Origin of the sequence: Paenibacillus sp. FSL R5-0486, from assembly GCF_037975155.1 — a bacterium.
GTDB classification, from domain to species: Bacteria; Bacillota; Bacilli; order Paenibacillales; family Paenibacillaceae; genus Paenibacillus; species Paenibacillus amylolyticus.
This window is the reverse complement of record NZ_CP150237.1, coordinates 3,183,487-3,197,047: the sequence shown is the minus strand read 5'-3', so window position 1 is coordinate 3,197,047 and position 13,561 is coordinate 3,183,487. Positions and strand designations below refer to the sequence as shown.

The 13,561-nt window shown below is 45.9% G+C and carries 11 protein-coding genes; all 11 read right to left on the bottom strand.

Annotation, left to right across the window (positions count from 1 at the left end; all coding sequences use genetic code 11):
* Window positions 1-918 (bottom strand): ABC transporter permease, encoded by a 918-nt coding sequence (locus MKY01_RS14310; protein ID WP_017688654.1) that lies wholly within the window; start codon window positions 916-918, stop codon window positions 1-3.
* A gap of 102 nt (window positions 919-1,020) precedes the next feature.
* Window positions 1,021-2,586: an ABC transporter substrate-binding protein gene (locus MKY01_RS14305; RefSeq protein ID WP_127545891.1), complete on the bottom strand. Its 1,566-nt coding sequence runs from the start codon at window positions 2,584-2,586 to the stop codon at window positions 1,021-1,023.
* Window positions 2,583-3,794: a M20 family metallopeptidase gene (locus MKY01_RS14300; protein ID WP_282321539.1), complete on the bottom strand. Its 1,212-nt coding sequence runs from the start codon at window positions 3,792-3,794 to the stop codon at window positions 2,583-2,585. The genes MKY01_RS14305 and MKY01_RS14300 overlap by 4 nt, the downstream gene beginning before the upstream one ends.
* Window positions 3,791-4,543 (bottom strand): FadR/GntR family transcriptional regulator, encoded by a 753-nt coding sequence (locus MKY01_RS14295; RefSeq protein WP_127545888.1) that lies wholly within the window; start codon window positions 4,541-4,543, stop codon window positions 3,791-3,793. The genes MKY01_RS14300 and MKY01_RS14295 overlap by 4 nt, the downstream gene beginning before the upstream one ends.
* Window positions 4,544-4,731: 188 nt before the next feature.
* Window positions 4,732-5,445: a glycosyltransferase family A protein gene (locus tag MKY01_RS14290; RefSeq protein ID WP_339286747.1), complete on the bottom strand. Its 714-nt coding sequence runs from the start codon at window positions 5,443-5,445 to the stop codon at window positions 4,732-4,734.
* Between the two features lie 312 nt (window positions 5,446-5,757).
* The gene (locus tag MKY01_RS14285; protein WP_339286745.1) at window positions 5,758-6,855 is read right to left on the bottom strand and encodes a Gfo/Idh/MocA family oxidoreductase; all 1,098 of its coding nucleotides are present in this window, start codon (window positions 6,853-6,855) and stop codon (window positions 5,758-5,760) included.
* 12 nt (window positions 6,856-6,867) lie between these two features.
* Window positions 6,868-7,791 carry an AraC family transcriptional regulator gene (locus tag MKY01_RS14280; RefSeq protein WP_339286744.1) on the bottom strand — a complete coding sequence of 308 codons (924 nt, stop codon included), beginning with the start codon at window positions 7,789-7,791 and terminating at the stop codon, window positions 6,868-6,870.
* 24 nt (window positions 7,792-7,815) lie between these two features.
* On the bottom strand, window positions 7,816-8,820 hold the full coding sequence (locus MKY01_RS14275; protein WP_339286743.1) for a Gfo/Idh/MocA family oxidoreductase: 1,005 nt from the start codon (window positions 8,818-8,820) through the stop codon (window positions 7,816-7,818).
* 453 nt (window positions 8,821-9,273) lie between these two features.
* Complete coding sequence (locus MKY01_RS14270; protein WP_339287170.1) at window positions 9,274-9,798, bottom strand: DUF5412 family protein; 525 nt, start codon at window positions 9,796-9,798, stop codon at window positions 9,274-9,276.
* A gap of 98 nt (window positions 9,799-9,896) precedes the next feature.
* Window positions 9,897-10,544 (bottom strand): restriction endonuclease, encoded by a 648-nt coding sequence (locus MKY01_RS14265; RefSeq protein WP_339286741.1) that lies wholly within the window; start codon window positions 10,542-10,544, stop codon window positions 9,897-9,899.
* Window positions 10,545-10,750: 206 nt separating this feature from the next.
* Window positions 10,751-13,543 (bottom strand): alpha-mannosidase, encoded by a 2,793-nt coding sequence (locus MKY01_RS14260; protein WP_339286739.1) that lies wholly within the window; start codon window positions 13,541-13,543, stop codon window positions 10,751-10,753.
* Between the last annotated feature and the right edge of the window lie 18 nt (window positions 13,544-13,561).

The window sequence follows — 13,561 nt, the reverse complement described above, 5'->3', positions numbered from 1 at the left end:
CTAGTCGTATTTGATGCGCGGATCAAGTAGCCTGTAAGCTACATCCGTCAAGATGTTGATTACTACAACGATAAAGGCAATGACAAACACCGCTGCCTGTACAATCGCCATATCATGTGTGTTGACTGCAACGACCAGCAACTGACCCAGTCCAGGCCAGGAGAATACCGTTTCCGTAATCAAAGTGCCCCCGATCAGACTTGTAAACTGCAAACTCATAATTGTCACGACCGGAATCAATCCGTTCCGAAATGCATGTTTTACAATGACAACCATCCGGCCAAGCCCCTTGCTACGAGCTGTTCGAATATAGTCCTGGTTGAGAATCTCCAGCATGCTGGAGCGAATCAGTCGGGTCATCTGCGCAGCCAGTCCAACACCAAGTGTAAAGGCCGGCAAGATCAGATGTGACAATCCTCCGCGACCGGATACCGGCAATACGCCCAGCATGACGGAGAACAAGAGGATAAGCATAATCCCCATCCAGAAGTTTGGCATCGCCTTACCAATGACGGATATTCCTGAAATAATGAGATCGGTAAACGTATTGCGTTTGACAGCTGAAATGACTCCAAGTGGCACAGCCATAAGTACAGCAAAAAACATGGCGGCTACAGCCAGTTCAAAGCTGGCAGGCAATCTCTCCAGCACAAGCTCTAACGCAGGCTGATTGTAGCGAAAAGATTGACCAAAGTCTCCCTGTATCGCACTGCCCAGAAACTTCACGTATTGCGTATATAAAGGCTGGTCCAAACCAAGTGCCTGCGTCAAGACAGCACGATCTTCAGCGGTAGCCGTTTCAGGCAACATTAGCGCAACCGGATCACCGGTGACTCGAACCAAAATGAACACAATTAATGAAACAATGAACAGCACCGGAATGATCTGCAGTAGTGACTTAAGTACGTATTTGCCCATTCCTTGTTCACCTCCCTTTTAAAAAAGAACGGCAGGAACATGGTTATCCAGTCCCTGCCGTTCACGGCCTATCTTTTCAATGACCGGTTGTTATACCCGATGTTACTGTGCAACAGGTGTAATCTCGTCAGCATAGAACATCTCGTCACTGCGTGGCGCGAAGTTCACTTTAGCATTTGTTCCGTAGACACCTTCCATTTGGTACAGATATACGGCTGGGCGTTCTTCAGAGAAGATCTGTTGTACTTGCTGATACTCTTTCTCACGAGACGCAGGGTCCATGTTCACCAATGCCGATTGAAGCAGTTTCTCTACTTCAGGGTTGTTGTAATCCGACTCGCCTTTTGCTTCTTCCAACATATAACGATTGTAGTTATTCGAAGCATCGAACAAGGAGTTACCAATACCAATCATGAAGATTTCTTTGAATGATTTGGAGCTGTAACGTTCACTGAATGCACTTGCTTCCAGGACATCCAGATTGATTTTGAATCCGGCTTGTTCCAGCATTGCTGCAACAACTTCAGCCTGTTCTTTGTATTGTGCGGAAACGGAGATAGTCATCTCGGCTTCACCTTCCGCATAGCCAGCTTCTTGCAGCAACTGTTTGGCTTTTGCTTGATCATAAAGTGATGTTTTGTACAATGAAGGATCAGCACCGAAGTTGCCTGGTGTTACGGATGTGCGGGTTACGATACCTGCTCCGCCGGCAATGCTGTCCACGATCCCTTGTTTGTCGATAGCCAGGTCAATCGCTTCACGTACTTTCGGATCAGCTGTGATGCTACCTTCTGTCTGACGGAATATCAACTGAAGCACACGCTGGATTGGCGCTTTGACAATCTTCTTATCTGCTTCGCCTTCGATCCGGGCAATGTCAGTGGAGGGAATGGAAGACGCCACATCTACACCACCAGCAAGCAATTCGGATACACGTGTGGAGGCTTCAGGAATAACGCGGAATACCACTTCATTCCATTTTGGTTCACCGTCAAAGTAGTTCTCGTTTTTTACTAGTTCCACACGATCATCTTTGGTCCATTTACTGAACTTATAAGGGCCTGTGCCTACTGGTTGTTTCAGGAAAGCATCGAATCCTTTATCCGCAATATATTTTGCTGGCAGAATGCCTGCTCCCATTTTGGACAGACGGTTCAGGAGCAACGGATCTGGACCATCTGTGATGATATCTACGGTATAGTCATCCACCACTTTAACTTCTACGATATTTTTGAAATAACTGTTTTGTTTCAGTGTCTCGTCCTTGGCTACGCGCTCCAGCGTGTATTTTACATCTGCTGAAGTGAATGGATCGCCATTGTGGAAGGTAACACCTTCACGCAGCTTAAATCTCCACGTTGTATCATCGACTTGATCCCATGATGTCGCAAGTCCCGCAACTTTTTTCTGTTCACTGTCATTTTTGATCAGATAATCAAAAACGTTGACCAGAACCGCCTCACTGGAAGTGTTGTTGTTGTTGTGCGGATCGAAACTCTCAATATCGGTTGCCGCAGCAACGGTCAGTGTTGTACTTGCGCTTCCACTGCCCGTTCCTTCTGTTGCGGAACCATCATTTGTGCTTGTCGATTTTCCTCCGCAAGCGCTGAGTACCATTACGACTGCCAGTAACGTGATCCACAATCCTGTCCATTGTCTTTTTTTCATTGTGATTGCTCCCCCTCAGAAGTTGTATTCCGTGCCAAAAATTCAAGTGCTACTGCAGACAACATGCCCACACCATAAGGCATCGCTGTCTCATCAAGATCAAACATGGGATGGTGGAGTGGATAACGAGTACGTTCCTCATCATTCCCAGATCCTAGTCTGAAAAACACACCCGGAATCTGTTCACAATAAAACGCGAAATCCTCGCCCCCTGTGGAGGGTTTGATATAAGTCCATCCCTTCTCCGCATTAACCTGATCACAAGTCTCTGTTAGCAGGTCAACCATGCCGAGATCATTCACGACAACAGGGTATCCATCGCCGTAGACAACTTCGCACCCAGCTCCGAATGAATCACAGACCCCTTTAACAACCTGCTCGATCAAAGCTGGCATCCGCTCACGAATGGCAGGTGAGAGTGTTCGAACCGTACCGATCATCTCCACTTCGGGGGCGATGGCTGTTCCCATATAACCTCCCGTGATTTTGCCAATCGTGACTACTGCCGGTTCAAGTGGATCAACCATCCGACTGACGATATTTTGCAATGCGGTGATGACCTGAGCGGATACCGCGATTGCATCAATACCCTCATGCGGACGAGCTGCGTGGCCACCCTTGCCAAACACCTTGATAATCAAGGGATCAGCTGATGCAAAAGCAACGCCCTGACTTACGCCCAAGGTTCCCGTGTCCTGTCCAGGTGTCATGTGTAATCCTGCGATGGCATCAACCTTTGGATTCTCCAGAACGCCGTCCTGGATCATGGCTCTTGCACCTGCAAGTCCCTCTTCTGCTGGCTGGAAAATAAATTTGATGTTGCCTGACTTCGGTCTTCCAAGACCAGTAAGCAGTTGGGCGGCTCCCATCAGGATGGAGGTGTGAGCGTCATGCCCACACAGATGCGCTTTGCCTTCTACTTGCGAACGGTATTCCACCGCTTTCTGATCCTGGATTGGCAAGGCATCCATGTCTGCACGCAAAGCAAAGGTTGGTCCGTCGGTCTCTCCGCGAAGCAGGCCTGTAACCCCGGTCTGTCCGACATTGCGTGTAACTTCCAACCCCAGGCTTTCCAGATGCTCAGCTACGATAGCAGATGTGCGATGCTCCTCATAACCGATCTCCGGATGCTCATGTAAATCTCTGCGCCAAGCACTTAACTGGGCTTGTAGTGGCTGAGCCAGCTGTATTAGTTCTGAACGATTCATTTGCTGTCATTCCCTTCATTTTTGTCCGATTCAGAAACCAAACGGGCATAGATTGCATCCGCTGAGAATTCGATATGCCTTTTCATCGTCTCCTTAGACTTAGTGCTATCATGGGCTTTCAATGCTTCAAGAATCTCCATATGTACACCGTGGTTGACGGTACGTATCCGGTCATCATAAGGCATCAAGTCAAGCGCCGGATTAATTTTCGTCCGGATCTGTCTGACGGCTCTCTCGCAGTATGGATTCCCCGAAGCCTTGGAGATGGTTAGATGAAATTTCACATCCAGCGCCCTGAACCATTCCCTTGTGCAGTCTGGCTCTATACTTTGCTCCATGTAACCCTCAAGCAACTCCAGTTCGCCTGCGGTGATCCGCTCAGCAGCGAGAAAAGCTCCCTCTGGCTCGATGATGGTTCGATATTCGAACACCTTCAGCATCTGTGACCAATCCCGTTTAATTTCTTCTCTGGTCCGTTTATGCGAATTGGCTGTCAGAGGCAGTACAAATGTTCCGCCTTTGGCACCCACCCTTTTCTCAATCAAGCCTTTCTCTTCCAGTGAAGAGAGTGCCTCACGAACGGTAATCCGGCTTACGTTAAAAATCTCTGCCAGATCTCGCTCGGCTGGAAGCTGTTCTTCACTCATTAATTCTTTCAAAATAATGGCTTCTTCCAGTTGTTCCCTAATGAATTCACTAACCTTTTTGGTAGATACTTTCTCAAAACGAAATGAAAACGTACTGGACATCTAAACACTCCGATCTGTATATGGTCTAGACCTTATACCATTAATATAATTCCGACTAAACTTATATGCAATACTTTTTTTCAAGTAAATTCATATTTTTTTTCTAACCACCTCCAAATTGAAGCATTTTGGCACAAAAAAGACGCATCTACACGCAGCAGATGCATCTTCGCTTTCGTTATTCTCCTCTATAACTTCTTATTGGCAAAGGGTCTGAAATCCTCTGTAACCGCAAGTTTTTTGCTTCCCCTCAGGTAAAAGCTGTCATCCGCTCTCCAGGTATGACTCTTTTTGTTCTGTCTGCGGTGATAGACATAATTGTAAGGAGAGGTCGCGTACGCTTTGAATCCTCTTTTTCTGCATTGTCTCAGGAAGGTCACATCTTCCCCTATGGAACGGTCCGTGAAGCGGACTTTTTTCAAGATCTCTCTTTTGAATAAAATAGTGCCCCCTTGAACAAATTCAACCGGTTTATTTTTTTCAGCAGGAGATCTGACCAACAATGTCTTGGATGCGCCCAAATAGACGAGGCACGAATGTTTACCCACAATATCACTTTTGGTCCGTCTAAGTTCTCTCACCTGCTCTGTTAAATAATACGGCGAATAGTAGTCATCATCATCAAATTTGGCAATCAACGAAAAGCGTGCCCTTGTCATGCCAGCGTTCAGGCTTTGTCCTAGGGAAATGCTCTCCGGAACTTGATATACATGAACATTGGCAAGATTCCGAACCCGGTTTTGGTATAATGCCAGATTCATACTGTCATGATTCAGGACAATGATCAGCTCTTTGCTTTTATAACGTTGCCGATTGTAATTTTGCAGGATGTTGTCAAAAAATTGTGGCCGATTGGTACATACAACAATGGAAACACCATGACCCGTTCTGTGTTTAGTCAAGACATACCCTCTTTTCAGCTCATTTTTCTCTCATCATATGTGCCGAAATAGAGTCTGGTATGGACCAATAGCTAGGGCGTGTCTCAAAACTCGCTGAAGTGCATCTTTTACCGCCTTTTCGCCCCCTGCTGCGTCACTTTCCCTTGACGTGCCCCGGCACGCCTGCGGAAAACTTCCTGGCTTGGAACGAAAATTCGGCAAAATCTGCTTCCTTCGGAGTTTTCAGATACGCCCTAGTATCCAAAACACCAAAAACCCTCTGCCCCAAATAACAGGACAAAGGGTTCTCTAATCTATTGTTTTAAGCCTTTTCTATGCTTCGCTAGCGTTATTCAGGTATACAGCCTTGCCTGTGCGAGCAGATTCATAGAGTGCTTCCAAGATCTGAGATACAACCAGCGCTTGTTTCGGTGTGACCACCGGCTCCTGATCGTTCTCAATCGCTTCAATCCACTTTCTCATCTCAACATCCGGTGCGCTCTCGCTCTTACCATCGTAGAAAGCTACCCCGCCTGCACTCAGTTCAATCTCATTGGTGTATAGACGGCTGAATTTCTCACCATTGATGCGCAGTCCGTTCTTCATATCCGCACCCGCTTCGCTACCGCTCAAGCTACATTTCGCCTCATCCACATCCAGTGAGTTCAGTGCCCAACTGGATTCCAGCATGATCGTTGCCCCATTCTCCATCACAATCATGCCAAAGGCCGAGTCTTCTACGGAGAATTGTTTTGGGTCCCACGGGCCCCAGGCATTGGCCGCATTTTCACGTTGTGAAAGCTCATGATAGGTCGTACCCAGCACAACTTTTGGTTGATAGTTATCCATCATCCAGAGCGTCAGATCAAGTGCGTGCGTACCAATGTCAATCAATGGGCCGCCACCTTGTTTCTCCTCATCCAGGAAAACACCCCATGTTGGTACTGCTCTACGTCTAATCGCATGTGCTTTGGCAAAATAAATATTACCCAGGTCACCTGCTTCGCACACCTTCTTCAAATACTGACTGTCTTCTCTGAAACGGTTGTTGTATCCGATAGTCAGTTTTTTGCCGGTACGTTCTGCCGCTTCCAGCATGAGCTGTGCTTCAGCAGATGTCTTCGCCATTGGCTTTTCACACATGACATGTTTCCCCGCTTCCAGGGCAGCAATAGAAATCTCGGCATGAGAAATATTCGGGGTAAGTACATGCACAATGTCCAAAGACTCATCCTTGAGCAATTCCTGATAATCCGTGTAGACTTCGGCTTCAGTAGTGCCATATTTCTGTTTGGCTTCATTCGCACGTTCCTGAACGATATCACAGAAAGCCACCAGTTCAACATTATCCAGTTTACTCAGACTCGGCAGATGTTTACCATTCGCGATTCCACCACAGCCAATAATTCCGATACGATATACTTTACTCATATATATTCACCCTCACTTAAGTATTGGTTGTTTCATTTTGCGAAAAGCCGACGGGGTCATCCCCAGACGTTTGCGAAATACAGCATGCAAATAGTTGGCATTATTGAATCCTGAAGCAAGTGCGATCTGTTCAATGGATACGTTACTTTCCTCCAGATTGCGGCACACGGCGCGCAGACGAATATCCTCCAGTACACGGCTGAACGGCATCTCCGGCTGTACTTGGTAGAAGATTCGCTGCAATTGTCTGCTGCTAATATGAAGTTTCTCAGCTACATGCTCCAGTGTGACCACTGAAGGGTGATTCGCCTCCATATACTGCACTGCATACTCATAGCGATAAACCGACATATCCCGCACAGGGGCTTCCGGTCGATTCCCCCCGGTGTCGTATGCTCGCACGGTTTTGAGTAATATGCTGATAACCAGTTGCTTGATCGATGTATAATAACCTAACAATTTTAGATCACATGCCTCGTAGGCTTCCAAAAAACAATGCATTGCCCGATGATAATCATTCACCGGATTAAGCGGAAGCGTTCTCAGCTTTTCCATCGTTTCCTCGGATTCTGCTGCTTCCCAGGGATCAACATGTTCTCTTGGCTTGTGAACGATATCCACATGAAGACATAATTCATCCATGTCCTCTTTGGCATCAGCCTCCTGATAATGAACGACACCCGGTCCAGTCAAATACAGCATACCTTCCGAGAGTGCATGTGTCTGATCATCCAGAATAACTTTACCTTTACCTCTTGGGATAAAATGAAACTCAAACTCTGCATGATTATGGAAATCCACAACTCGGCCCGCTGGAAAAGAAGTCAGATGAAATCGCATCACGCGAATCTCATAATGTCCCCAAACCATTGAAATATCCAGTCTCTCCAGGAGATCCTGCCGTTCAAGCATTTTCTCATAAGGATACAGGCTCAAGATTGCACACCTCCTTAAGTAAACCTAACCCTGCAACTCATTCAGAGTGATTCTGCGCCCTTCTTTGGCAGAGAGATTCGCTGCTTCCATCAAACGGGTCAGCTCCATAGCGATCTGCACGTTTTCAGTTGCATCCGTATCATTCTGTATATGTGCAACCCATTGATTGAATGCGCTTTCTCTTTGGTCTACCAAAGGAAGTTCAGTCCAGTCATCATATTGTCCCTGTGCTGCTTTCGTGCGAATCAATAACTTTTCTTCGGGTGTTCCGTACAGAAGTGTACCTTCCGTACCATGAACCTCAATCGTAAATGGAGAATGGCTGTTCACAAAACCGGCTTCAACAACGCCGACTGCTCCAGAATCCGTAAACAAGGTTGCAACGGCATTATCTTCCACTTCTTTGCCTGTAATATATCCGAAGTTGGCGTTAACCGCAGTTACTTCCTGACCAAGAAACAGTTTGGCGAGATACATTGGATGGCAACCCAGATCAATGAGTGCACCGCCCTGACAATCCTTCAGATTATAGAAGTGTTCAGGCAACCAGTTCGAAATCGCTCCATCATGCGATAAACGCGCTCTTACATAAGTTATTTTACCAAGTAATCCTTGGTTAAGCACATCCTGTATCGTTAGCGTATATCCTGCATTCAGACGCGGTAAGGAGACTGTCATCTTGACCTTGTTTGCCTTTACCTCATTAAGGATTCTGTTGGATTCCGCCTGTGTCGACGCAATAACTTTCTCCGTGAAAATGTGTTTACCTACTTTTGCAGCAGCGGTGATCACTTCTTCGTGAATGCGGGTTGGCGCATCTACAATAACGGCATCGATGTCATCCTTGGCCAGCATATCTTCGAGTGAAGCATAGAATGGTACGTTTAAACGTTCAGCCGCTTCCTGTCCGCGCTTAGCATCTTCATCCCACACAGCGGCGATGACTGTATCCTCATGTTCCTGTGCCTGCTTGATGTAATCCCATGCGTGAACATGCCACAAGCTAATTTTTCCAATTCGAATGGTCACTGTTGTCTTACCTCCATAGGATATAAGGTGAATCTGTAAAATTTACACTCAGCCACTCCGATTGCAGTACCATCTTACGATCACTGTTATCCCCGTATTTTTTGAATCCTTTCTTAATGGAGAAAATCCGGGGATAAAGGCGAACGCTTCGCTTCTACAGATTGGTTCTGCACTCTTCGTTTGCGTGTAAATGTTACATTCATCTTATATAATATTCTGACATTTATCTATAAGTTATCACAGACTTAATCTATTTTTAATAGAAACTCACGACAATAAATGTATAAAATTGCGACATGTTAAACTCCTTCTATTCATTCATAAAAAACCTCAAAGGATTCCTGATGATGATCACTTTCTCTTCTATCCATCTTTTTCTCGAAACGCAAAAAAAGCGAAACTCCTTAAAGGAATTTCACTTTAGCTATCAGTTAAGAAAAAAATCTTATAAAATTAAGGGCTACGGCGTACAGTTTCACCATTTAATAAATTAACTTTTTGATCATTAATTGAAATTGTATGGTTATCAACCCATTCCAAGTCTACCTGATCCGTCTTTCCCTCATAATAAAATACTCTTTTAAACCAAAGTGGGCCTTTTAATTCCCCCATAACGCCAAACGATCCCATGGCTCCAGCATCAGTTTTATAGAAACTTATAGTATAGTGCTTATCTGGTGAATGTGTAGTCGTAAGTAATTGTTTGTACCCAGAAAATATCGATGTAAATGACAAAGCACCCAAAAGGATGAAGATCAATGCTAAGGATAGAACCGTTGAGATCCAACTTCTTACCTTCGTAGACTTGTTCGATGTATCTTTAAAACCGAGTATGGCTAGAGCAAGTCCTAAAATAGAAAGAATTAGAATTACATAGTTAGGAGGACTAACTAGCCATTTATTATTCATATGAGAATATAGTGAGTACATCGAAACAAAGTACAAAATCAGGACTAAAATCAAAGCAATCCAGCTCATTTTTTTCACTAAAATTGAACCCCCTCTTCCCACTTAGGTTATGTATGAACAGTCAACGGAATCAATCATTTTTCTACTGAATACTATGCTATCTGTTTTCACTTACTCATCACTTTTTTCACATACTTTTCTGCCTTGTAATCTTTTCGAACCTCATGTAGCGTATTGCTATTCGCTTCCGACCAGGATTCAAGGATCATCCTCGGTTCCGCTTCAATAATATCACGCGCCTCAATCATATCACCGTCTCTAAAAGCCTCAATCACATGAATTAAGTCAGTTCGATCAATCAACTTTACAAAGTTAATACCAGCTAATGTCTCACACGACTCTGTGAAGTGGGATGAAGTAATTACGATTGCTTTCTTAGCCTTATAATATCTCATGCAAGAAAACACCTCTTGTACAGCGCTGATGCCAACTGGATACTCTGTTGAGTATCGTTTTGCTTGAATGACATTTCTAACACCTTCCCGATCAGTGAAAACTACGTCAGCACCAAAATCGCGACTTCCTAACGTTTTATAGACCCCTGAATAACCCAACTCAATTAACAATCTGTACAAGTACATCTCGAAGCCAGAGCCATCCTCCATCCTGTCTATATCTGCGATAGTAATGGCTTTTAAGTCGTAATTCTCCTCAAAAAGCAGCACTGATTTCTTTTGTTTACGTGCTAAACTCAGAACCCAAAGGCTAAGTGTAATAATCACTACAACGATGAATACAAATAAAATATAGATCATTAGGTCTACCTCCATTACAACAAACTAGCACAATAATACCACATTTTTCTATATTGGAAATTAATTATTTTATTGGATAAAAAGAACTTGTACCGTGCAATAAAGTTACTATAGCCTTCAATAAGACAATGTTTGACTAACAAAAACCCCCTGTCCACGCTACCGTGAACAGGAGGTTTCTATAGTTATGATGTTCAATAATCAACTCAACGTAACGTATACCCTTGTGTAACAATCTTGTACCCCGATACCGTCTGGCTATGCCCCTCCAACTTGCCCTTAACCCGTTCCAGCACATCGCTCTCATAAACGGAGGCAGTTTCGAATCCAGTTTGCACGTTCAACTCAACGGGTTCGGAGTTTAGATTATACCAGCGAGCAATCAAATCTCCGGTTTCCTCTGCGATCTTCAATGTGGAGAAGGCTAGTGACGAACCTTGTGCATTCCATGCCAGCCATTGCTTCGACAGAGGCAGTTCAACCTTTTTCCCATCGGCACCGGCATGACTTTCTCGCTCAAATGTATACGCAAGTGCCCCTTGCTGTACAGTCGTCCACGGAATCGGATACACGTATGCGGATGCACATGCACCTGACTGTGCAGCATCGCCCGCAAATGGAATAATCGCATATTCCACACTCTGAGGTCCCAGACATTGGGCTTCCGGTGTTTCAAACACACCCCAATCTCCCAGTTCCGAAGAGGCACGCAGCAGCGTAACTGCAATCGTACTGCCCTCTTCATGCTGTAAAATCTCGTATTCATTCAGCCCTTTGTTTGCAATCATCAAGCCATGATCACCATCGGTCACATGTACAAACGCTTGCTGATGCTGTGCATTACTTGGATTCACCCATTCCTTTGCCGGTGTATTGGAACGTTTGGCAATTTCAAAGATGGAATCTGCATAATGCTCCTCTGTCACCAGTCCGGATGGAAATAATGCACGCAGTCGATGATCCTTGGCCTGATTGTTAAAGTCAGATTTTACCTTGACTATATTACTGCCCGCTTCCAACGTATACGTTGTCGTAATCACCAAGGGAACAGTGTTCTCGACTCGCTGTGCCTTCCGTTCTGTAAAAGGAACCATTTGGCGCTTCTCCAGCTCGAACAGTTCATCTGCTCCAGCAGGAATATCCCAGCGTAATACACTTTGCATAACTGCCCGATACGGAGACTGCTCCACAATCCGCAGGTCCGCCTTCAGATGCTCCGTGGTCAGCGTTGTCTCTCCCTCGGGTTGACGGTAGACATATTCATTGCCGATATCACCGGTATTCTCATATGAATTCAATCCCTGGTATACAGCACCTGAGACCTTATCTTCAATCGTTGCCGTACCATTCTCTTCAACCGTCACCCGCAATTGACCGTTCTCCATCATCATTCCCTGAACCTGGATGAGTTCACTCTTATCGGGCACTTCAGCAATCTCTGCTTGCTTCTCGACTGGAATGAGAGCATACGTCTTATATCCCAGCGAAGGTACATCCACCACCTGGAAAGTCACTCTTACTTTACGAGCCATATAAGGCTGTCGGAAACGATCCTTCGGAAGTTCATAGCCAAAATGCGCACCCAGATCCTTGATTTCTGCCGAGTATGTGCGTCCATCCGAATCGACCAGCTGATACACTGGCAGTGCATCTTTCTCCACCTTCTGCGCAAGCGCCTGAGGGTTAGGACCTTCCGGGAAAAATGCTTTGTCCACAATCAGGTCCATCTCAATGATTCCATTTCGATTCCAACCACTCGTGTTGAACACGGTAAACGGCACCGCTTCCTCTCCCCAAGCCTCAGCAGGTTGCACATGAATGGACTCAGCAATCGCCTGCGCACTCTGGGAAACCAACTTCTCTGCAAGTTGTCTGCTCTTGGCAAAGCGGGTCACCATCTCACGGTGAACTCCATCGACACTGCACCCACAGATGCTATCATGCGGGTGGTTCTGCATCAGCATCTTCCATGCATGTGACAACAGATGGTGCGGATAATCCTTTACCCCGGCTATATGGGCCATGGCGGCGAGTGGTTCGGCTACTTTTTCAAGCAACATCTGCCCCTGCTGATTCAACTGTTTCAGATAAACCCTGGCAGATGCCGTATTCACCAGTGTTCCCCAACCATCCGTATGCTGACTGCGAAGCTCGCCCTCAATGGTCGCCAGATGCTCAGGCACTTCCTTCGTAACCGCCTCAATGTAATCGTCAAAATTGGAGTGGATAAATTCTACATCAGGATACAACGCAGCCGCCGTACGTAAAGCCTCGGGCAGATCCGTCTGGATCGGCTGATGATCACAACCATTCATGAACAACAGATGTGGAGTCGAGGCAAACTTCTCGGCATCCGCCAGATTTTTATCCCAATAGGCTCGGGCTTTCTCCGAATCAACCGGAACCTCCATCCCATTGCAGTACCAATTCGCGAACAAAATGCCGAGCACTTCCGAACCATCCGGCGAACGCCAGATCATCTCGGAATAGGGAGATTCGTAACTATCCGCATCAACCACGGCATTATTGAATCCGGTAGGCTTTACCCCGCGTCCAAAGATCGCGTTATGAATATCCGCCTGTTGCAGAATCTGCGGTGCTTGTCCCATATTTCCAAACGAGTCTGGGAAGTATCCCGTCTTGGATACCACACCCAAGGGTCGAGCATCACGATGACCGATGAGCAGATTACGCAAGTTGGCCTCGCTGCTGGTCAGAAACTCATCCTGTAACACATACCATGGACCAAAATGAATGCGTCCTTCACGAATATAACGATCGAGCCTCTCCTGTTGTTCGGGCCGAACCTGCAAATAATCTTCACGAATAATCGTCTGCCCATCCAGATGGAAATAGCGATATTCCGGGTCCTGATCGAGCGTATCCAGCAGTTTATCCATCAGCTCAATAAGCAGTACATGATGGTGTTCATAAGGCATATACCATTCGCGGTCCCAATGGGTATGCGAGATGAGATGTGCCGTCTTTTTGGTTGTCATGTTGCGTACCTCCTGTCA

Bases quoted from the DNA above. Each gene is read 5' to 3' on its own strand.
- MKY01_RS14310 (WP_017688654.1), bottom strand. From the start codon at position 918: ATGGGCAAATACGTACTTAAGTCACTACTGCAGATCATTCCGGTGCTG.
- MKY01_RS14295 (WP_127545888.1), bottom strand. From the start codon at position 4,543: ATGTCCAGTACGTTTTCATTTCGTTTTGAGAAAGTATCTACCAAAAAG.
- MKY01_RS14305 (WP_127545891.1), bottom strand. From the start codon at position 2,586: ATGAAAAAAAGACAATGGACAGGATTGTGGATCACGTTACTGGCAGTC.
- MKY01_RS14285 (WP_339286745.1), bottom strand. From the start codon at position 6,855: ATGAGTAAAGTATATCGTATCGGAATTATTGGCTGTGGTGGAATCGCG.
- MKY01_RS14300 (WP_282321539.1), bottom strand. From the start codon at position 3,794: ATGAATCGTTCAGAACTAATACAGCTGGCTCAGCCACTACAAGCCCAG.
- MKY01_RS14265 (WP_339286741.1), bottom strand. From the start codon at position 10,544: ATGATCTATATTTTATTTGTATTCATCGTTGTAGTGATTATTACACTT.
- MKY01_RS14260 (WP_339286739.1), bottom strand. From the start codon at position 13,543: ATGACAACCAAAAAGACGGCACATCTCATCTCGCATACCCATTGGGAC.
- MKY01_RS14270 (WP_339287170.1), bottom strand. From the start codon at position 9,798: ATGAGCTGGATTGCTTTGATTTTAGTCCTGATTTTGTACTTTGTTTCG.